This is a genomic window from Pseudoxanthomonas sp. G3, assembly GCF_057654715.1.
Window position 1 is genome coordinate 2,692,196 of the sequence record NZ_CM172805.1, and the last position, 21,203, is coordinate 2,713,398.

At 68.9% G+C, this 21,203-nt stretch carries 17 protein-coding genes; 8 read left to right on the top strand and 9 right to left on the bottom strand.

What is annotated here, in order from left to right:
• Positions 1 to 10 precede the first annotated feature (10 nt).
• Positions 11 to 1,870 carry a heparinase II/III domain-containing protein gene (locus tag AC23D6_RS12760; protein WP_487749623.1) on the top strand — a complete coding sequence of 620 codons (1,860 nt, stop codon included), beginning with the start codon at positions 11 to 13 and terminating at the stop codon, positions 1,868 to 1,870.
• A 262-nt stretch (positions 1,871 to 2,132) separates the two neighbouring features.
• Positions 2,133 to 4,136: a heparinase II/III family protein gene (locus AC23D6_RS12765; protein WP_487749624.1), complete on the top strand. Its 2,004-nt coding sequence runs from the start codon at positions 2,133 to 2,135 to the stop codon at positions 4,134 to 4,136.
• 3 nt (positions 4,137 to 4,139) lie between these two features.
• Here AC23D6_RS12765 and AC23D6_RS12770 read toward each other — a convergent pair whose 3' ends face one another.
• The 9 genes from AC23D6_RS12770 to AC23D6_RS12810 form a co-directional block, all read right to left on the bottom strand.
• The gene (locus AC23D6_RS12770) at positions 4,140 to 5,063 is read right to left on the bottom strand and encodes a glycosyltransferase family 2 protein (RefSeq protein ID WP_487749625.1); all 924 of its coding nucleotides are present in this window, start codon (positions 5,061 to 5,063) and stop codon (positions 4,140 to 4,142) included.
• Between the two features lie 2 nt (positions 5,064 to 5,065).
• Positions 5,066 to 5,857 carry a glycosyltransferase family 2 protein gene (locus tag AC23D6_RS12775; protein ID WP_487749626.1) on the bottom strand — a complete coding sequence of 264 codons (792 nt, stop codon included), beginning with the start codon at positions 5,855 to 5,857 and terminating at the stop codon, positions 5,066 to 5,068.
• Positions 5,854 to 7,050: a hypothetical protein gene (locus AC23D6_RS12780; protein ID WP_487749627.1), complete on the bottom strand. Its 1,197-nt coding sequence runs from the start codon at positions 7,048 to 7,050 to the stop codon at positions 5,854 to 5,856. Before AC23D6_RS12780 ends, AC23D6_RS12775 begins: the two co-directional genes overlap by 4 nt.
• 84 nt (positions 7,051 to 7,134) lie before the next feature.
• On the bottom strand, positions 7,135 to 7,776 hold the full coding sequence (locus tag AC23D6_RS12785) for a polysaccharide deacetylase family protein (protein ID WP_487749628.1): 642 nt from the start codon (positions 7,774 to 7,776) through the stop codon (positions 7,135 to 7,137).
• A gap of 28 nt (positions 7,777 to 7,804) precedes the next feature.
• Positions 7,805 to 8,950, bottom strand: a complete 1,146-nt coding sequence (locus AC23D6_RS12790; RefSeq protein ID WP_487749629.1) for a glycosyltransferase — start codon at positions 8,948 to 8,950, stop codon at positions 7,805 to 7,807.
• 7 nt (positions 8,951 to 8,957) lie between these two features.
• Positions 8,958 to 10,304: a phenylacetate--CoA ligase family protein gene (locus tag AC23D6_RS12795; RefSeq protein WP_487749630.1), complete on the bottom strand. Its 1,347-nt coding sequence runs from the start codon at positions 10,302 to 10,304 to the stop codon at positions 8,958 to 8,960.
• A complete protein-coding gene (locus AC23D6_RS12800; RefSeq protein ID WP_487749631.1) occupies positions 10,301 to 11,854 on the bottom strand; it encodes an oligosaccharide flippase family protein in 1,554 nt (517 codons plus the stop codon). The genes AC23D6_RS12795 and AC23D6_RS12800 overlap by 4 nt, the downstream gene beginning before the upstream one ends.
• The gene (locus AC23D6_RS12805; protein ID WP_487749632.1) at positions 11,851 to 13,146 is read right to left on the bottom strand and encodes an O-antigen ligase family protein; all 1,296 of its coding nucleotides are present in this window, start codon (positions 13,144 to 13,146) and stop codon (positions 11,851 to 11,853) included. The genes AC23D6_RS12800 and AC23D6_RS12805 overlap by 4 nt, the downstream gene beginning before the upstream one ends.
• A 22-nt stretch (positions 13,147 to 13,168) precedes the next feature.
• Positions 13,169 to 14,236, bottom strand: coding sequence for a polysaccharide deacetylase family protein (locus AC23D6_RS12810; RefSeq protein ID WP_487749633.1), 1,068 nt, complete (start codon positions 14,234 to 14,236; stop codon positions 13,169 to 13,171).
• A gap of 186 nt (positions 14,237 to 14,422) precedes the next feature.
• Between AC23D6_RS12810 and AC23D6_RS12815 the strand changes: the two genes are divergently transcribed.
• From AC23D6_RS12815 to AC23D6_RS12840, 6 genes are read left to right on the top strand one after another with little or no spacing between them, the layout of a single operon-like run.
• Positions 14,423 to 15,094, top strand: coding sequence for a hypothetical protein (locus AC23D6_RS12815; RefSeq protein WP_487749634.1), 672 nt, complete (start codon positions 14,423 to 14,425; stop codon positions 15,092 to 15,094).
• A 23-nt stretch (positions 15,095 to 15,117) separates the two neighbouring features.
• On the top strand, positions 15,118 to 15,729 hold the full coding sequence (locus AC23D6_RS12820) for a class I SAM-dependent methyltransferase (RefSeq protein ID WP_487749635.1): 612 nt from the start codon (positions 15,118 to 15,120) through the stop codon (positions 15,727 to 15,729).
• Positions 15,722 to 16,897 (top strand): glycosyltransferase, encoded by a 1,176-nt coding sequence (locus tag AC23D6_RS12825; RefSeq protein WP_487749636.1) that lies wholly within the window; start codon positions 15,722 to 15,724, stop codon positions 16,895 to 16,897. The genes AC23D6_RS12820 and AC23D6_RS12825 overlap by 8 nt, the downstream gene beginning before the upstream one ends.
• 28 nt (positions 16,898 to 16,925) lie before the next feature.
• Positions 16,926 to 18,986: an NAD-dependent epimerase/dehydratase family protein gene (locus AC23D6_RS12830; RefSeq protein WP_487749637.1), complete on the top strand. Its 2,061-nt coding sequence runs from the start codon at positions 16,926 to 16,928 to the stop codon at positions 18,984 to 18,986.
• Entirely contained in the window at positions 18,970 to 20,112 is a 1,143-nt protein-coding gene (locus AC23D6_RS12835) for a GNAT family N-acetyltransferase (protein ID WP_487749638.1), read from the top strand. The genes AC23D6_RS12830 and AC23D6_RS12835 overlap by 17 nt, the downstream gene beginning before the upstream one ends.
• Positions 20,109 to 21,203, top strand: coding sequence for a GNAT family N-acetyltransferase (locus AC23D6_RS12840; protein WP_487749639.1), 1,095 nt, complete (start codon positions 20,109 to 20,111; stop codon positions 21,201 to 21,203). Before AC23D6_RS12835 ends, AC23D6_RS12840 begins: the two co-directional genes overlap by 4 nt.

Sequence of the window (21,203 nt, forward strand, 5' to 3'; positions counted from 1 at the left end):
GGGCACCGGCATGCACGCCTCGCCTTCCAAGCTGAAGACCCACGGCATTCCCAGCGCGATCCTGCTCGGATTCGCGCTGGTGGCCGCCGCCATCGGCCATTGCGGCGCCGCGGATGCGCCCGAAAGCACGGCGCAGCCCGCCGAGAAAGCCGCCACCCCCCCGCCAGCCGCCGCGACACCGACCGCAGCCGCCGCGCCGGCCGTCGCGACCGGCGTGGATCAGCTGAAAATCGATCTGTCCTCCGTCGACCGGCGCTCCCCCGCCTTCGGTCGCTTCCGGAGTTGGGTCGACAGCGCCGTGTCGGGCAGTCCCGGCTATGCGTTCTCCGCCAGCGATGCCGCGTTGATGGCGCTGTCCGGCGGCGGCGACAAGTACTGCAAGCTGGCCGTGCGGATGGTCGAGCAGGAAGTCGGCGAAGCCGAGAGCGCCATCGCATCGGGCGGACGCCCCGCGATCTCGGGCGATTCCTATCTGGAAGTCGGCCCGCGGATCGCCGACCTGGCGATGACCCTGCATGCCTGCCGCGCCGATATCGCGCCGGCCCAGCAACAGCGCTGGTCCGCCTATGCCGAGCAGGCCGTCTGGAACGTGTGGAACCCGGCGCGCGCGCAATGGGGCGGCCGCACCCACGCGTGGACAGGCTGGTCGATCGACAACCCGGGCAACAACTACTACTTCAGCTTCATCGAGGCGACGATGTACTGGGCGCTGGTGAGTGGCAGCCCGACCTGGATGGAAGAGCTGCGGGAGCGGCGCCTGCCGCCGCTGAAGGCTTATTACGCTGCCCTCCCCGGCGGTGGCAGCCGCGAAGGCACCGGCTACGGCGCGGCGCAGATGCGCCTGTTCGGCCTCTACCGCTTGTGGGAGGACAGCACCGGCGAAGACCTCGCGGCGGCCAGCACGCATGCGCGCGACAGCATCCCGTACTGGGTGCATGCCACCGTGCCCACGCTGGACCGCTTCGCGCCCATCGGCGACCAGGCGCGCAGCTCGGTGCCGGAGCTGTTCGACTACCACCGCCGCCTGGTGCTGGAAGCGCGCCAGCTGACCACCGATGCCGAGGCGCTCGCGCTCTCCTCCTGGTGGCTGCGCAACATCTCGGTGCCGCGCATGAGCCAGGGTTTCAACAGCCGCTACGACTTGTTGCCGGCAGGCGATGCGGACGACCCGCCCAAGGCCCTGGTCTATTACGCCGAAGGCGCGGGCCACCTGTTCGCGCGCACGGACTGGGGCAAGGACGCGATGTGGATGTCCTTCGTCGCCGGCCCGTACAACGAGAGCCACGCCCACCAGGACCAGGGCAGCTTCACGCTGTTCTCGCGCGACTGGCTGGCGGTCACCGAGAACATCTGGACCCACAGCGGCATCCAGCAGGGCACCCCCGTGCACAACGTGGTGCGGTTCGAACGCGCCAATGCCGACGCGCAGCAGTGCGCCGCGCCGCGGGGCGATACCGTCGTGCACCAGTGCGAGTCCGCCCGTTCCCGTTCGAAGGTCACGGTGACCCCGCGGCCTGACGGCGGCGTGACGGCCATCGCCGACCTCACCCCGGTCTATCGCGACAACCCCGCCCTGCAGTCCTGGCAGCGGCGCATCGACTTCGCCGGGCGCAAGCTGCTGGTGCGCGATGACTTCCGCCTGGGCGCCGGCACCCGCGCCATCTTCCAGGTCAATGTGCCGGAGCGTCCGGTGGTCCAGGGCAACGAAGCCGTCGCGGGGCGACTGCGCATCCGCGTGCTGGAACCCGCCAATGCGACCCTGCGCGTGCACACCTGGAGCGACGACGACGCGCAGGAGTTCCGCCGGGGATGGCGGGTGGACGTGGCCGGGGGCCAGGCAGGCTACACGGTCGAACTGAGCGAAAAATAAGGGCGGCCACCGTCGTGCCCGCCCCCTTCGGGACACACCGGGCAGGCCATCACACTCCCGTGAACTCCCCTGCCGTCAGCTGAACCGGTTCACATTTCTGTGACCCAGGGCGTCCGTTTCGGAAAATGCCCCACGTTATGATCCGCCCCGCCGTTGCGCGGATCGCATGTAGCGAGGGGGCGCTGCAGCGGGTAGTCACCAGCCTCAGGGCTGTCGTCTTCCATTTCTATCGTGCGCGGTTTTCTTTTCAGGAGAACCCCCCTTGTTGCGCACGTCCGCTTCCCCCCGCTCCGCCCGCCGGCTGCCCATCGCCCTGCTCCTGGGTGCCGCCGCACTTGTCACCTTGACCGCCGCCAGCGCCGCCGGTGGCCTATTCGGCCAACGCGCCCAAGTCCTCGCCTCCGGTGTCTGGAGTCAGGTCGAAGACGACTTCGGCGACCTGCGTGACGCAGGGCGCGACAACATCATCCGTTTCTGGACCCGCACCACTGCCTCCGCGAAGGTCGCGCGCCGCGCGCGCGAACGTGGCGCCGTCGTGCCGTCTCTGGGCGGCAACGCAGGCACCTCCCCCGCGTCCGGCACCCCCGACAGCAGCCCGGTGTTGAGCAGCGGCGGCCGGGTGAGCTCCAATTCGTCCCGTCCCCGCGTGGTGAACCTGCCCCTGCCCGTGCCGGCCGTGGACAAGAGCTCCGCCGCCTACACCCGCTTCAAGGGCTGGGTGGACTCCGCCGTGGCCGGCAACCGCGGGTATGGCTTCAGCGCCGCCGAAGCGGCCTTGATGTACCAGCTGTCGCCCGAGGCCAAGTACTGCACGCTGGCCATTCAGATGGTGGAAGAACAGGTCACGGCCGCCGAATCCGCGATCGCCGCGGGCGGGCGCCCCGCCGTCGCCGGCGATTCGTATCTGGAAGTCGGCCCGATGATCGCCGACGTCGCCTCGACCATGACCGCCTGCGCCGGCAGCATCACCTCCAGCCAGCGCACGCGCTGGTCGGCGTACGCCGAACAGGCGGTCTGGAATGTGTGGAACTACAACAACGCCCAATGGGGCGGCCGCAGCCATCCGTGGTCGGGATGGTCGGTGACCAATCCCGGCAACAACTACTACTACAGCTTCGTCGAAGCGACGATGTACTGGGGACTGGCCAGCGGCAGCAGCACGTGGTTCAACTTCCTGCGCGACAACAAGCTGGCCGCGCTGCAGACGTACTTCGCGCGCCTGCCGGGCGGTGGCAGCAGCGAGGGCACTGGCTACGGCACCTCGCACATGCGCCTGTTCTCCTTGTATCGCATCTGGCGCGATGCGACGGGTTTCGACCTGGCCAACGCGAACAGCCACGCGTCCGACAGCATCCCGTACTGGATCCACGCCACCGTGCCGACGATGGACCGCTTTGCGCCCATCGGGGACCAGGCGCGCAGCTCGGTGCCTGAGCTGTACGACTATCACCGCCGCCTTGTGCTCGAAGCGCGTTCGGTCAACACCAATCCGGTGATCCAGAACCAGGCGACCTGGTGGCTGAATAACATCTCGATCGCGCGAATGGGTTCGGGCTTCAACTACCGCTACGACCTGCTGCCGGCCGGCACCACCGCAACGGTGCCCACCGACCTGATCTACCACGCGCGTGGCACCGGCCACCTGTTCGCCCGTACCGGCTGGACGCGCGACGCGATGTGGGTGGCGATCGTCGCCGGCCCGTACAACGAAAGCCATGCGCATCAGGACCAGGGCTCGTTCACCCTGTTCTCCGGCGACTGGCTGGCCGTCACCGCCAACATCTGGAGCCACAGCGGCATCAACCAGGGCACTGACGTGCACAACCTGGTGCGCTTCGTCCGCAACGGCACGGTCGCGCGCCAATGCGAATCCACCACGCGGGCCTCGACCATGACGGTCACGCCGGGCAGCGGCGGCGCCTTCACCGCGGACGCCAACCTGACGCCTTCGTTCTGCAACAACGACGCCGTGACAAACTGGCAGCGCAACTTCAACTTCGCCAACCGCCGCCTGACCGTCCGCGACACCTTCAGCATCACCAGCGGCACCACCGCGACGTTCCAGGTGAACGTGCCGGTTGCGCCCACCCTGGTGAACAGCCGTGAGGCCACGGCCGGCCGCTTGCGCGTGCGCGTGCTCGAACCGGCCAACGCGACGATCAACTCGAACTTCAGCACCGGCAAGTACGTGGAAGACGGCGCCCGCTACCGCATCGACGTGCAGGGCGGCACCACCGGCTACGTAGTGGAGCTGAGCGAGATCTGATCCTCAGAGACTGGACAGCGTCCGCCGCCCGCCGTTGCGCAGGCGGCGACGCATGTCGAGCAGCGGCGTCGGCACGTAACTGACCGACATCAGGCCGATCCGCTCCAGGGTCGGCCGCTCGAACAGGGCGCGCACCAGCAGCCGTCGGGCCGGCAAGGGATCGCGGGCGTGGATCAGATGGCGCGCGAAGTCGGTGCGGATGGCACGCAACTTCCAGCGGATGTCGCGACGCGACAGCCCCAGCAACTCGCCCAGCTCCTTGGCATTGCGTATCTCGGCCAGCGCGCAGCGTTCGATGCGGCTGGTCAGGCTGCCTTCGGCAGGCGTGTAGTGGCCCACCAGCCCCTCGCAGGCCCGCACCCGCCAGCCCGCGTGCGCGATGCGCAGCCACAGGTTGTAGTCCTCGGCCCCGATCAACTCCGGCGCTTCGAAGAAGCCGCCCAACCGCTCGAAGGCCGTCCGGCGCACCACGGTCATCGAGGTGCAGATGCGGTTGGCGCGCCACAACAGATCGAAGCCCATCTCGGCCGGCAGCGGCAGGCGGTCCATGCGGGCGGCGCCGTGCAGCAGGCCGACATCCGCGTCGGCGGCCAGCGCCAGTTGCGCCTGCATCTTGTGCGGCAACCAGCTGTCGTCCGCGTCCAGGAACGCGATCCACGCGCCGGCCGACGCACGGACGCCGGCATTGCGCGCCGCCGCGGGACCGGCGTTGGCCTGCAGCAGCAGGGTCACGCGGCCGCCATAGCCGGCGACGATGCGGGCGATGTCGGCGCGATCAGGCGATCCGTCGTCCACGACGATCACGTCCCGGGCAGGCACGGTCTGCGCCATCACGCTGTCCAGCGCACGCGCCAGCGTCGCCGAGGCATTGAAGGCGGGGATCACGACCGTGTAATCGGCAGCCGTCACGGGGGAAGACGGTGCCATGATCAGGCCGGCCTCGAGACGGGACTTCGCTTCAGCAGCGCATGCGCCATGTAATGCAGCATGCACCAGGCCGACCGCGGCAGGTTCAGCCGTTCGGTCTCGCGATAGATGCGCCATTGCCAGCCGGCTGCGCGCAGCTTGTTCGCCGACACCGAGCCACCACGCACCAGGTAGTACGCCAGCGGACGCACCTCCGGTACGCGCTCGGCATGGCCGGCGCGGCGCACGCGGTCCAGCCAGAACACGTAGTCCTCGTGGCCCATCTTCTGGAACGCCACATCGCCCAGCGCGCGTTCGTAGATGCCGGTGAGGTTGCCGATGCGGTTGCTGTAGAGCATGCCGGCATAGTCGACGCGCTCCGGCGGCACCACCATCGTGAGCGCGCGCCCATCCTCGGCCACGCGCTGGTAGGCGGTATAGCAGACGCGCGCGCCAGTGCGCGCCATGTGTGCAAGCTGCAGCGCGAGCTTGTCCGGGTCCCACCAGTCGTCGCTGTCGAGGAAGGCGACATGGGTGCCCCGCGCCTCCTGCAAGCCGCGGTTGCGCGCGGCGGCGACGCCGCCATTGGCCTGGTGCACCGCCACCACGCGCGGATCGCGACGGGCGTAGGCGTCCATGATCGCGGCCGAGCCATCGCGCGAGCCGTCGTTGACCAGGATCAGTTCGACCTCGCGATGGCTTTGCGCGAGCACCGAATCGATCGAGCGCTCCATGGTCGCTTCCGCGTTGTACACCGGCATCACCACGCTGACGCGCGGGAGGCCGGTGTCCGTCGCGAATGCGGCAGCGGTCATGCGGCGGCCTTCGCCTGGCGGCCACCGGCCCACGAGGCACGCGGGGGCGGCAGGTGGAAATCGCGGTAGTCGCCGGGATTGCCCTGCATGCCGGCCTCGGCCGCCTTCACGATGTTGTAGGCCTCGCGCGCACTGACGTAATGCAGTACGTACTTCTTGCCGTCGTTGTAGGCCGATTCCAGGTAGTCGTGCATCGCATCCACCGGCGGCCCCAGCAAGGTGTCGATGTCGCCTTCCTGCGTGCCATGGGTGTGGATCTTCACGAAGACCCATTCCGGCCTGCCTTCCACATGGACGCCCGCCCGCACCCAGGCATCGACGCGCTCGGGGGTGGGCGGCTGGCCCTTGCGCACGTCGGCGTTCTCGATGCGCGGCACCAGGCCCATGCGACGGTCCTTCCAGTTCAGTCCCAGCGGCCCCTGGATGAGCATCAGGTCGCCCGTGGCCTGGCCGCCAACGCGCACCGGCACGCCGGTGTCGTGCGACTTGGGCGCGTGCGCGTCATCGGTCGCGTAGTAGATGCTGTTGATCGTGCGCGTCTGCGTGTCGCTGGGCGCGGATGGCAGGGTGAAATCGGCATAGCAGCCCAGGTCTCGCAGCAGGATCAGTTCGTTGTCCAGGCCGCACCAGCGTCCGTCGGGACGCGAGTTGTCCAGGCACCAGTTGCCGTGGATGAAGCCGAAGCGCAACTCGCCGGTGGCGGGATCGCGCGGCAATGCGCCATGGCGCTCATGCAGAACGCGGCAGAAGCGCGCCATGCCTTCGTTGAAGTTCGCCTCGGTGTCGTTGTCGTGGTGCAGGTGCACCTCGATCTCGCCGAAGCCGTCCGAGCAGAGCGCGGCCAGCTTGTCGAGGTACTCGGGGACGTATTCTTCCTCGGGGTAGAAGAAGCTGTGCTGTGGCGGACGGCCGTCGGCATCGCGGTGGCGACCGGCCAGCGTGCGGTAATCGCGGCACCAGCGGTCGACCCGTTCGCGCTGCTTGGCTTCGTCGGCGCCGTGCCACATCGGCTCGAAGTGGTCGACGAAGCAGAACATCACGTGCACCGGACCCGGGGTCGCGGTCACCCGCGGCCGGCGCAGGTAGCTGCCGATCCAGATTTCCATGTTGCGCGAACGCAGCAGCTTCCACACGATCAGCGCCGCCGCCGCGAGGGCCGCCAGCGGAACCGCCAGCCACACCAGAATGTTCAAGCATCCCCCTTGCTTTCCGGCGTGCGCTCACGCCTCCGTCATCATCGATAACGTGGCAACGGCGGCGCACCGGCCAACGGGGGATCAATGCAGGTGCGGCAGCGCGCGCAGTTCGAAGCCCTGCGCCTTCCAGGCCGGGATCAATTCACGCAGCAACGCCAGCGAATGCGCGCTGTCGTCGTGCATCAGCACGATGTCGCCGGCGCGCACCGGGTGGCGCTGGATCGTCTCCAGCAGCTCGGGGACGGGCCGCCGGCTGTAGTCCATGCTGTCGTACGACCAGTAGTCGATCCGGTGACGCCGTCCCACCAGGCGCGCCAGCATCGGCAGGGTCAGCACGCCGCGCGGCGGCCTGAACGCGTGCCGGTCGCGGCCGTCGATGCCGTGCAGTACCCGTTCCGTGCGCTCGATTTCTTCCAACTGCTGCGCAAGCGTCAGCGCATCGAAGATCGGGTGCGAGTACGAGTGGTTGCCCAGGGTGTGGCCTTCAGCGGCGATCCGCCGCGCCAGCGCGGCATGCTTTTCGGCTTCGCGGCCGATCAGGAAGAAGCTGGCCTTGGCGTCGTGCTCGGCCAGCAGGTCCAGCAGCTCCGGCGTGAACTCCGGATGCGGGCCGTCGTCGAAGGTGAGATACAGCGTGCGCCCGTGCTGCGCAGGGCCCGCCGTCGCCAGCCAGCCGTTTGGCAGGAAGCGCAGCAGTTTGAGTCGTCGCGGGCGTGGATTCATGGCGATGCGTAGGCGGTGGAAAGACGGCTCACGACAGGCGTCCCTGCACGGCCATGGTGCACGAGTCGCACTCCTGCGCATCGTAGAGGCCATGGTACCGCTCGGCCATGGTCCGGAACGAGGCCTCGGCCTGCGCCCAGGCCTGGCCCGCGCGGCCCATCCTGCCCGCTTCGTCGCCTCCCCGCAGCAGCGCGATCAGCGCCGTCGCCAGAGCGGCCACGTCGGCCGCCGGCACCAGCCGCCCGTTGATGCCGTCGCGGACGATTTCGCGATTGCCGCCCACGTCGGTGGCCACGATCGGCAACCCCGCCGCGCATGCCTCGAGCAGGGCGATCGAATAGCCTTCGCTCGCCGACGAGAGCGCGAATACATCCATGCCCGTCAATAGCCGCGGCACGTCGTGGCGGTCGCCCAGGAAGCGCACCGCATCCGACAGGCCCGCCTGCTCGGCCTGTGCTTCCAGCGCGCCGCGCAGCGGTCCGTCGCCGACGATGGCGAGCACGGCCTCTGGCACCTGCATGCGGACCTTCGCGAACGCACGCAGCAGCAACGCGTGGTCTTTCACCGGCTGGAGCCGTCCGACCGTACCGACGATGCGGCTTCCCTGCGGCCACCCCAGTTCTGTCGCCAGCGCCTGGCGCCCGGCCGCATCGGCAGGCTTGAAGCGCTCCAGGCGGATGCCGTTCGGCACCGACAGCAGGCCGCGCTGCGGCTCCACGCCCTCCGCGGCGAAGCGCTCGCGCGCCGCCTCGCAGACAGCGACAGCGTAGTCGGTGAAGCGCATGCTCTGGCGATACAGCCATTCCTGCCGCCCGCTGCGCGCGCGCCCGCCCATGCCATGGCGTGTATTGATCCGGCACTTCAACGGCAGGCCCATCGAGGCGATGACCGCGTAGTAATGCGCCATCGCGTTGTGGGTGTGGAGCACGGCGTCCGGCGACTGCCGGATCAGCGCGCGTGCGCGCCGCAGCGCACGCAGGTCCAGCCCGGGGCGCTTGCCGCAGGCCTCCACGCGCACGCCGCTGGCGAGCAGTTCCTTCGCCAGCAGGCCCAGCTTGAACAGGCAGATCACCCGGCACTGGTGCCCCGCTTCGCGCTGGCTCGCGATCAGGTCCACCACGGTGCGCTCCAGGCCACCGCGATCCAGGTTCTCGACGAAATGCACAATCTCCACGCTGGTCCTAACCCCTTAGTTCAGACACGGTGACACGCTGTTTGCCGGTCGGCGTCAGCGGTATTTCGTCGGTGAAGCGGAAATCCAGGGCGACGCTGTCGCCCACCACCTTGACCAGTTCGCGGCGCACGAGTTCGATCACCGACGGGTCGAATCCGTCGTCGCGCACGATCAGGATCTCGAAGGCATCCAGCCGCTTCTGCACCACCTGGTAACGGCGTACGCCGGTGGCGCCGAGGAAGGCATAGACGACGTACTCGCCCGGCACGAACCGCCCGTCCGGGGTGCGCAGCGCATCCAGCTTGCGTCCGTCCACGCTGGCCAGCCGCGGCAACCCGCGCCCGCAGGCGCAGCGCCCGTGACCCGGCGTGGCCAGGTCGCCGTTGACGTAGCGCAGCAGCGGCATGCCGTAGTTGTGCAGGTCGCTGACGACGAGTTCGCGCGGACCGTCCGTGCCGGTGTCGGCGCCATGGCCCAGCTCCACCACCAGGTGGTCGGCGTTCACGTGCAGGCCGTCGCGGTGTTCGCACTCCGCGGCGATCAGCATGAACTCGCGGCAGCCGTAGGTGTTGTAGGCCGGCGCACCGAAGGCCTGCTCGATGCGCTGCTTCTGCGACGCATGCAAGGCCTCCGCCGCGCCGAGGATGCGCGCCGGCGCATGCACCCGCCGACCATTGGCGATCAGCCAGTCCGCCATTTCCACGATCGGCGCGACGTAGGACACGATGGTCTCCGGGCGAAAGCGGTCGATCGCATCGGCATACTCGGCCATGCGCGTGCGGTCCATCTCGAACGCATTGAGCATGCAACGATTGAACGCGCTGTGGTACAGCCGGTCCTTGCGCTTCTGCGCCCCGATCGGCGTGCCCCACAGATACAGCGTGCGCTGCCCCAGCCGCGCACCCGCCCACCCGTAACCGCGCCACATCACCGCTACGCGACGCTCGTAGCTCTCACGCGTGTAACCGAAGCGCAGCGGCTCGCCGGTGGAGCCGCCGGTGGTCTTGTACAGCAGGCCATCCTTGTACGGCGCCGCGATCAGCCGGTCGAAGTTGGCGCGGATCGTCGGCTTGTCGAGCACCGGCAAGCGGGCGAAATGCGCGCGGTCGCGGATGTCGTCCGGCGCCGAGATGCCCAGTGCGGTCCACGTCTCCCGGTAATAGGGCACGTGGTCCCAGCAGTGGCGGATCAGCTGCTGCAGCTTCTGCCACTGCAACGCGTCGATCTGCTCGGGCTCGAGCCATTGCTGGCGCTCGTACTCGCGCAGGTAGGCCAGCGTCTTGCGCCCGCGCATGCCCGACTCGTAGGCCGGGAACAGCACGTGGCGGAACAGCGGTTCGTATAGACCGGTCATGAGATCCCCTCCCCTGCTCGATCGTGCGCCCAGGCCAGCAGCCGTGCGCCCGCGCGCGGCCGGCTTGCGGCGAAGCGCCGGTGCAGCTGCTGGAGATGTTCGATGTCGTCGCGCGTCCAGCAGCGCAACAACAGCGTAAAGAGGGCATACGACAGCACCAGCAGCACGCCGCCCAGCAGCACCGCGGCCCACGGCACCAGGTGCCCGCGCAACGGCCAGGCCAGCGCCGCGGCCAGCGCACCTGCCAGCAACACGCGCCCCAACGCCCCCCAGGCAGGTCGCGCATGGCTGACCTTGATCGCGAGCGAGAGGTACAGCGTGGCGTTCACCGCCGCCACGGTCAGATAGGCCGCCACCGCACCGACCAGGGCGAAGTGCGCGATCAGTACAGCAGCCAGCGTCAGCTTCAGCGTGCCGCTGGTGATGGCGAGCACCAGGATGCTGCGCTGGCGGTCCGCACTGACCAGCAGGCTGGACGCGCCCTGCGCCATCGTCGTCATGCAGGTGGCGAACAGGCAGGCTGAGAACAGCGGCCCGGCGGCCCAGTATTCGCGTCCGTACAGCAGGTGGATGACGTCGTCGCCGAACACCAGCCCGAATGCCATCAACGGCACGGCCAGCAGCGACAGGTAATGCGTGGTGCCGACGAAGCGGCGGGCGGCGACTTCGCGTCCCTGGCTCAGGGCGTTGGCCATCATCGGCAGCAGCAGCGCACCGAACACGCCCGGCACCAGCGCCGCCGCGCCGACCGCCAGCTGATAGGCCACCTTGAACTGGCCGGCGTCGTGGCTGTCCGCGTACAGGTTGAGGAACATCACCTCCACCTCGCTGGCGACCAGGAAGCTGACCGACACGGTCAGCGCCGTCCAGCGCATGTGGTGGCTGATCCGCGCGCGCAGCGCCGCCGGCAGCACCACGCCGGGCTGGCGCGGCGGCAGCAACGGGCGGATCTGCCGCAGCGACATCACGTAGAACACGATGCCCGACAGCGAGAACACCGCCAGCAGCCATTCCACCGGCGCGTCCAACTGCCACGCCGCGATCACCAGCAGCAGGTTGATCGGCGTGGACACCAAGGCCACGATCGCCGTCGCGCGGAAGTTCTCGAACCCCTTCGCCACGCCGATGTTGAACATATACGACGAACGCAGCGCCACACCCACGATCAGGAAGCCCAGCAACAGCGTGTGGTTCATGCCCGGCGCCACATGGTCGCCGGCGAAGATGAACAACGCGGCGCCGGCCAGCAGCACGAACAGCATGAACACGCGTTGCGCCTTGCGCAGGTAGCTCAGCACGTACGGGATCTGTTCCAGGTGTCCCGCGCCGCGCAGTTCGGCGACGAACTTGATCGCCGCGCTGGCCGTACCAGAGTTGGTGGTCGCCACACCCATCGCCACCAGCCAGATCACCAGGCTGTAGGTACCGAAGCCGTCCGGACCCAGGTGGCGGGCGATGATGATGGACGTAAGCATGCCCAGCACGTACTCGGTGTACATGCCCACCGAGGAGAACAGGGTGTTGCTGAGCGTGCGCGAGCGTTCGTTCATGCCATCGCCAACAGGACCTTGACGGTCAGATACAGGCCGATAACGCCGATTACGGCATAGGCGGGCCAACGGATGATGTCCTTCTCCAGCGAGAACGCCGGGAGGCTGGGATAGGTGTTGCGCATGCGGGTGTAGTGGCCCACGACCATCGCCACCAGCAGGTACAGGATCACCACGTAGCTGCGGCTCAGGAAGAAGGCCGCCGTGAAGAAGCCGACCAGCGAGATCAGCATGCACAGGCTCAGCGCCTTGTCGGTGCGCCACTCCTTCAGCGCGACCTCGTCGGGCACGTCCATCGGCACGTCGTCGATGATGTCGTCGTCGCGGTCGACGATGGCCATCATCATCCGGAAGCAGTACCCCACGATCGCCAGCCAGACCGTGAAGCCGACGATGCCGGTCTCGGCCAGCACCAGCACGAAGGAGTTGTGCGCGGTCAGCTCATGCAGGTCCGAGTAGCCGCCGGCGCCGATGCCGAACACCGGACTGCCGATGAACATCTGGATGCCTTCGTACCAGGATTCCACGCGACCCATCGCCGAGGCCTCGGAGACGTCCATCTCCTGCATGCGCGAGGGCAGCATCATCAGCCCGCCCAGTGCCCCGGCGCCCAGCAGGCCGGCCCAGAAGATGCCGCGCGTGCGCCAGATGTACACGCCCAGCATGGCCACCAGCGCCAGCAGGGTGCCGCGCGAGTTGGTCAGGTAGCAGCCCCAGACCAGCAGCGCGATCGCGGTCCACCAGAACAGGCGTTTCAATCCCAGCCAGCCGCCCCGGGAGCTCAGGTAGAACGCCATCGGCAGGCACATCACGAACAGCATGCCCAGATCGTTGGGGTCGTTGAAGATGCCGACGTACTGGATGCGCGTGCCCTGCGAGAGCTCGACGCCGGTCCAGCCGATGCCCGTGCTGGCCTGTTCGATGCCGTGCACCGCCAACACCGACGCGCAGATCACGAACACGCCCATGACCGCCTGCATCCGCGCACGCGTATCCACCGTGTTGGCAAGCAGCACATAGGCCAGCAGCACCGGCGCGAAGACGAAGAAAACGAACAGCGCGCCGCCCGCCCAGCCGTTCACCACCTTGGACACCATGGCGATGAACAGGAAGATCGGGATCAGCAGGAACTGCGGCTGGTTGAACGACTTGCGCTGCGAGAACAGGAACAGCCCGGCCGCCAGCACCAGCGCGATGGACTGCATCGGCGGACCCGGTGATTCGGCCACCGCCGGGTAGTCCTGGGGCCTGATCAGCACCAGGACGAGGTACACCAACATGAAAAAGAACATGATCCCCTGTCGCTCCCGTGCCTCAGCCTGTGCGCAATCGCGAGGCATAGGTGAACAATTCCGGCATCGCCATCATGGCCTTGAACCAAGGCATGTCCATGTGGCGCTCCACCGGCAGCCTGGGAAGCGAAAACTGCGTGCGCGGCCCGAGCCGGCCGATGCCGGCCACGTAGCTGCAGGCCAGGCGGAAGCCCGCCGCGCGCACGGCTTCGACCGTGTCGTGGTTGAACGCATCCGGCCCCCCCACCGGGTAGGAGATGACCTGCACCGGCACGCCCAGTTCGCGTTCCAGCGCATCCTTGGAGCCCTGCACCTCGGCCACCATCCGCTCCAGCGGCAACTTGGCCAGCATGCGGTGGTCCACGCCGTGCGAGCCGATCTCCATGCCATCGCGTTGCATCTCGCGCAGCTGGTCCCAGGTCATGGGTTTGCAGTCCGGATGGCCGGCCGCGCGCGGGATGCCCCAGTCCGATTCCAGCCGGGCGACGAGGGTCGCCTGGCCGTCGTCGTCCAGCAGCTTCACGCGGTACAGCAGGTCGGCGGCCTGGCGGCGGCGGTCGTGGAGGTCGGCTTCGACCGTCCAGTCCACGTCCAGCTCGGGCACGTGCACGCGCGCGCCGGCCGGTGCCGAGCACAGCATGTGCACCAGCCAGTCGTAGGCGTAAGGCCGGCCCGAATCGATGTGGCCGGTGGACACGAAGAACATCGCCGACATGCCCAGCTCGCGCAGGATCGGGAAGGCGATGCGGTAGTTGTCGTCGTAGCCGTCGTCGAAGGTCACCAGCGCCGCGCCTTCCGGCAGCGGCTTGCCGCGCTCGATCAGGTCCACGATCTGGTCGAAGCGCATCGGCACGAAGTGGGTCTTCAGGTGCAGCATCTGCTGGCGGAAGTCGTCCGCCGACGCGCTGATCAGCTCCGGATCGAAACTGAAGCCCTGCGGCTCCTGCGATTCGAGCACACGGTGGTAAGCCAGCACGCGCAGCTCGCCATGCGCCTTGGGCCGCACCCGCTGGAGGAACGGCAGCGCGCCGAGGCGATGGCACCAGCGCGCCAGCAACTGCCGGCGCCCGACGCGCGCGGCCACGCTCATCGATGATCCCCTGGCCATCATCTTCCGCAGTTCCGGCAACCTTGCCTGTCCCCCTGAATACGCAGAATGCACATGCGAGCGGCCAGTCCGCAGGCTGGCCGGATCGGCCCCCGGATCACGTATGAATGGGGAAAGCAGAAATCATGCGCCGCGACGGCGTGGCAGCGAGACAGGGGCGCAGCACTGATGTCGGACGATACCGACTTCGTCAGCATGTACGAAGAGCTGGGGCTGGATGCCGAGTGCGGCATGGCCGCCTTCAAGCAGGCCTATCGCCGGCGCGTGGCCGTGCTCCACCCCGATACGCAGGGCGCGGACGCCGACCTGCCCCGCCTGCAGCGGCTGAACCGCCTGTACGAATCGGCGCTGGAATTCCATCGCGTGCACGGCCGCCTACCGGGCGCCCCGGCCGCGTCGCCGCGCCCGCATGCGCCGCGCCTGGAGCGGATCGCACCTGCGATGCCGGTAGACGATGATGGCCTCGAGCCGCCGCGCTCGCGTCGCCGCTACCTGCTGATCGGCGCCCTGTTGGCCGCCCTGCTCTACTGGCTGGGCGCGAACCGCACCTCGATCCCGACCCTGGACCCTGGTAGTCCCGGCGACAGCGCCTCCGTCGCGTGGCAGCCGCGTTCGCCGCAGCAACTCGAACTGGGCATGGACCTCGACCAGGCACGGCGGATCTTGGGTGAACCGACGACCGAACACGCTGCGCGCTGGCAGTACGGGCCGTCCTGGGTCGACTTCGAGTGCGGCAAGGTCACCGGCTGGTACAGCGCGCCCGCGCGGCCGCTCGAGGTGGGCCGGGATTCCGCGCACCAGGCCAGCGAAGGCCCGCACGGCGCGGCCAGCTGCGGTTGAACAACGGCGAAGGGGACAGGGACATGTGGAGCGACACCGCCAAACTGCTGAGGAAGGCCCAGCGCCGCTTGTGGATGAAGTACGCCCTACGCGGCGTGGGCGGCAACGACAACCACGCGCGCCTGGAACTGGCGTACCGCATGCCGGACCCCTGGAACATGGAATCGCCGATGGAGCGCGCGCGCTTCGAGGCCACCAACCGGGTGATCGCGCAGGCCTTCGGCCGCGTCGGCTCGGTGCTGGAGATCGGCTGCGGCGAGGGCCACCAGACCCAGTACCTGGCCAAGCTCAGCGACGAACAGTACGGCCTCGATGTCAGTCCCGCCGCGATCGAGCGCGCCCGCGCGCGCCTGCCGCAGGCCCACTTCGCGGCGGCCGACCTGTTCCAGCAGCCGTGGGGCGAGGAGCGTCACCGCTTCGACCTGGTCACCGCCTGCGAAGTGCTCTACTACCTGAGCGATCCCGCCGCAACGATCGCGCGCATGCGTCATCTGGGACGCGCCGGCCTGGTGACGTTCTTTGCGCCGGCGTGCGGCCGCGTGGGTCCGCATGTTGAGGCCATCCCCGGCCTGCAGAAAACCTGGATCCACTACGGCGGCACCGCCTGGCTGATCGGCTGGTGGCGCGATGAGTGACCCCTCGGCCGCCCTGCAGGGGCGCGGCGTGGTGTATTTCGGCAACGACTGGAACGCGGAGAACCGCACCAGCAGCCATCACGTCGCCACCCGCCTGGCGCAGCGCATGCCCGTGCTCTATGTGGACTCGCCGGGCATGCGCGCACCGACGACGTCCGGACGCGACCTCAAGCGCGCCTGGCGCAAGCTGACCGCCGCGCTGAAGCCGCCCGTGCAGGTGCGCGAAGGCCTGTGGCACTGCACTGTGCCGCAGCTGCCGTTCCGCCGCATTCCCGGCGTCGACGCCTTCAATCGCGTCTTCAGCCGCTGGGCCGTGCGGCGCGCGCTGCGCAAGGCAGGCATCGGCCGCTATCTCTCGTGGTTCGTGGTGCCGCATCCCGGGTTCCTCGCCCATCGTCTCGGCGAGGACTTCTGCGTCTACTACTGCATCGACGACTACGCCGCGCATCCCGGCGTGGACGCCGAACTGATCGGCCAACGCGACGATGCACTGAGCCGCGCCGCGGACCAGCTGTTCGTCGCACCGCCCGCGCTGCTGCCTGCCAAGCAGGCGCTCAACCCCACCACCACGTACGCGCCGCACGGCGTGGACCTGGACCTGTTCCTCACCGCGCGCGCACCGGAAACGCCCATCGCCGAAGGCGCGCGCGGCCTGTCCGGTCCGGTGATCGGCTACATCGGCTCGCTGCACGAGTGGATCGACATCGAGCTGATCGCCTGGCTGGCGCAGGCGCGACCGCACTGGAGCTTCCTGCTGGTCGGCCATGCCGCCGCCGACGTGTCGGCGCTGCGCGCGCTGCCCAATGTGCGCCTCGCCGGGCCGCAACCCTATGCCACGCTCCCGACATGGGCGAAAGCATTCGATGCCGCGATCATCCCGTACCGGATGAACCGCCAGGTCGCCAACGCCAATCCGCTGAAGCTGCGCGAATACCTGGCCACCGGCAAGCCGGTGGTGAGCACGTACAACCCCGAGATCGCGAAGTTCGCGCAGTGGGTCCGCATCGCCGAAGACCGCGAGGGTTTCCTCGCCGGGCTCGAGCAGGCGCTGGCCGAAGACAGCGATGCCGCCGCCGAGGCCCGCGTGGCCGCGGTCGCTGCGCAGACCTGGGACCGCCGCGTCGACGACGTGCTGGCCGCGGTCGCGCGCGCGCTCGATGGCCGATGACACCCTATTTCCTGATGATCCTCTCCCCATGACCCCACCCGCCTCCACCCGCCTGCGCGTCGCCCTCGTCGGCGCCGGGTATGTCGCCACCCATCACCTGGCCGCGCTCAAGCAGCTGGATTTCGTCGACGTGGTCGGCATCTGCGATCCGCAATTGCCCGCCGCGCAAGCGTTGGCCGACCGCTTCGGCGTGAAGCGCGTCGCCGCGCGCCTGGACGAGCTGGCCGACCTGCAGCCGCAGGCTGTCTACGTGCTGACCCCGCCGGCCTTCCATGCCGCCATCGCGTTGCAGGCGATGGAGATGGGCTGCCATGTGCTGGTCGAGAAACCGATGGCCGACACCGTCGAGGACTGCGAGGCCATGATCGCCGCAGCGCGCACCCGCAAGGTCCAGCTCGGCGTCAACCACTCCGACCTGTTCGATCCGGTGCTGATGCAGGCCGTGCAGGCCGTGCACGACGGCCGCATCGGCGACGTGGTGTCGGTGGAGATCGTGCGCAATTCCGAGTACCCGCCGTATGCCGGCGGTCCGCTACCGGGTTCGGTCACCCAGGGGTCCTATCCGTTCCGCGACCTCGGCGTGCATGGTCTCTACACCATCGAAGCCTTCCTCGGCCCGGTGCACGACCTGCGCGTCGACTACCAGGCCCGCGGCACCGATCCGAACCTGCACTTCGACGAATGGCAGGCGCACGCGCAGGCGCGCGCCGGCGTCGGTCGCCTGCTGCTGTCGTGGAATGCGCGCCCGATGGAGAACCGCGTGTTCGTCCGCGGTACGCGCGGCACCATCGAAGTCGATCGCTTCCTGCAGACCTGCCGCATCCACCGCGTGCTGCCGGGGCCGAAGTTCATCGGCATCGTCGCCAACGCGTTCTTCAGCGCGGTCAAGGATGTGTTCCGGGTGCCGTGGAACGTGGTGCGCTTCGCCACCGGCATGCTCAAGCCGTCGCCCGGCATCCGCCGCGGCGCCGTCGAGTTCGCGCGCGCCGCGCGCGACAACGCCTCGCCGCCGTTCACCGGCGAGGATGCGCTGCGCATCGCGCGCCTGCTGGAACCGGCCTGCGCCGCGCCTGACGCCGAGCGCCTCGCGCTGCTGGAATCGCGTTACGTCGATCTGCCGCCTGCCGACGTGCTGGTGACCGGTGCGGCCGGCTTCCTCGGCAAGCGCGTGGTTTCGCGCCTGCGCGAACAGGGCAAAACCGTGCGCGTGCTGGTGCGGCGTCCGGTGGCGGCCTACACGGCCGATGCGGGCATCCAGACCGTCGTCGGCGACCTGGGCGATCCTCGCATCGTCCGCCACGCCGTGCGCGGCGTGCCGCTGGTCTACCACGTGGGCGCCGCGATGCGTGGCGGTCCGCGCGACTTCGAAGCGGGCACCGTGTGGGGCACGCGCAACATGATCGACGCCTGCGTGGCCGAAGGGACCGCGCGCTTGGTCTACGTCAGTTCGATGAGCGTGTTCGATCACGCGGGTCGCGATCCGGCCGCAGTGATGACCGAGTCTTCGCCGCTGGAACCGCACCCCGAATGGCGCGGCGCCTACACCCAGACCAAGCTGTCGGCCGAGCGCATGGTGCTGGACGCCATCGCGCAGCATGGCCTGCCCGCCGTCATCGTGCGGCCGGGCCAGATCTTCGGCCCGGGCGCGGAGAAGGTCACCCCGAATGGCGTCATCGGCCTGGCCGGCCGCTGGGTGGCCGTCGGCGACGGTGCGATCGCGTTGCCGCTGGTGTACGTGGACGATGTGGTGGACGCCCTGGTGTGCGCCGCGGAAGCGCCGCTGCCCATGCAGCGCGTGTTCAACGTGGTGGACACCTCGCGCATCACCCAGCAGGACTACCTCGCGCGCTGCCGCCGCAAGCTGGGCGACGAGGTCAAGGTGGTGCGCGTGCCGCGCTGGACGTTCATGCTGCTGGGCTTCGGCGTGGAGCAGTTGGGCAAGATCCTCCACCGCGACGTGCCGCTGACGCGCTACCGCGTGCGTTCGCTGCGACCGCTCGCCAACTTCGATACCACTGCCGCGCGCACGGAACTGGGCTGGACGCCCCGCACCGGCGTGGAGAAGGGCCTGGATGCGACATTCGGCTGAAACGGGCGCGTCGGCCGCACGCTACGACGTGCGGGTCGAGCGCCTGCCGGCGATGGACGTGCTGGAAGCGCGTTGGCACGCGCTGGAGACACGCAGCCGTTGCAGCTTCTTCCAGAGCTGGATCTGGATCGGCGCCTGGCTGCGCACACTGTGCCCGTTGCCGCGCGCGCGCCTGATGTCGGTGTGGCTGGATGACGAATGCGTCGGCCTGGGCATCGTGGTCGAGCAGCGCCGATGGTTCGCCCTCGGCCTCAAGCACGTCCGCCTGCATCAGATAGGCGATCGCGTGGCGGACAGCATCACGATCGAGTTCAACGGCGTGCTGTCGCTGGACGGTTGCGAGCACGACGTGCTGGCCGCGTGCGTGGCGCATTTCGAACATCGCGAACGCCACTGGCTGACGCTCTATTTGCCCGGCCTGGACATGGACGGGATTCCGCTGGAACGCCTGCGTTCGCCGCGGCTGCGCCTGCAGATGATGACGCGGCCCACGCCCTACGTGGACCTGGCCAGCTTGCGGTCCACCCAGCAGGACTACGTGAGCACCGTGCCCGGCAGCAGCACGCGCGCGCGCCTGCGCCGCACCGCGCGCAAGCTGGCGGACCAATTCGGCCCGCTCGCCTGCAGCACGGCGGTGACGCAGCCGGACCGGCTGGCGTTCTTCGACGAGCTGGTCCGCCTGCACCAGGCGCACTGGGACGAAGACAGCGGCGAGCACGGCGCGTTCGGCGATCCGCGCATCGTCGCGTTCCACCGCGCGCTGATCGCCGCCTCCACCTCGGACGCCGGCGTGCACCTGATGCGGCTGGAGGCCGGCGACGCGACGGTGGGCTATCTCTACCACCTGGTATGGCGCGGCACGAGCTGCTTCTACCAGGCCGGCATCGACTACCGGCAGGTGGGTCAGGCCGGCAGTCCGGGCCTGCTGCTGCTCGCCAGCGCGATCAATGAATTCCTCGGCAACGGCTTCGACCGCTATGAACTGATGGCCGGCCACGTGGACTACAAGCGCGCGCTGGCGATGGCCGAAGGCCGCATGGGCTGGTTGTCGGTGGACCGTGTGGGCTGGCGTGCGCGCATCGTCGACCTCTACCGTCGCCGTCGCGGCGAAGAGATCGTGCCGTGAGCCTGCGCACGCGCCTGCGCCCGCTGGATGACCTGTCCAACGACGATCTGCGCGCCTGGGAAAAACTGGCGAAACATTCCGCCGCATCGGTGCCGTTCCTGCATCCGGGCTTCGTGCTGGCCGCCGCACGGTGGCTGACCCCGGATGCGCCGCCGGTCGTGTTGACGGTGGAACGCGACGACACCCTGCTCGGCCTCACCTGCCTGCAGCGCCGCGCACCGAATCTGTTCGTGCCGGTGCCGCATTGGCGCGCTTACCGGCACCAGCATGCGTTCCAATCCGGCGTGCTTCACCTGCCCGGCGAAGCGGGTGAGGTCGCTGGCGCCCTCGCCGCACGCATGCGCGAGGGCACCCTACGCGACCGCGCGATCGTGTGGCACAACGTCGCCGGCGACGGCGAATTCTGGGCGGCGCTGCGCGATCAGGCCGGCCTGGCCTGGACGCAGACCGCGCTGTCGCAGCGACCGGTGCTGCGCCGCCATCCCGATGACGTGCCGGCAGCGGCGCGCGTTCGCAGCGCCACCGCCAAGGACCTGCGCCGGCGGCTGCGTCGCCTGCAGGAACGCGGCGACGTCAGCCTGCGCATCCTGCAGGGCGCGGACGCGGATGCCGCCGCGGCCATGCGCCACCTGACCCTGGAAGACGCCGGTTGGAAAGGCGAGCGCGGAAGCTCCATGCTGGCCTCGGAAGGCGAACGCACGTTCTTCCTGGAACTGGTGCCGCGCCTGGCCGGCAGTGGCGGCATGGTGTTCGTGGAAACCCTGTGCGGCGAGCAGGTGGTGGCCAGCAGCAGCAATCTGCACCTCGGCAACGGCCTGAGCGGTTTCAAGACCGGGTGGGATCCCGAGTTCGCCGCGAGCAGCCCCGGCAAGCTCAACGAATGGCACCTGTTGCAGGCGCTGGACCGGCAATGGCCGGAGCTCGCCCTGTTCGACAGCCAGGCGCATGAGACGTCCTACATGGCCGACCTGCTGCCCGATCGGCAGCCGATGGTCTCCGGCATCCTGCACACGGGACGCCTGCACCGCTTCGCCACGGCCGGCGCACGCCCGCTGCGCCCGCTCGCCTACCGGCTGGGGCACGACGACTAG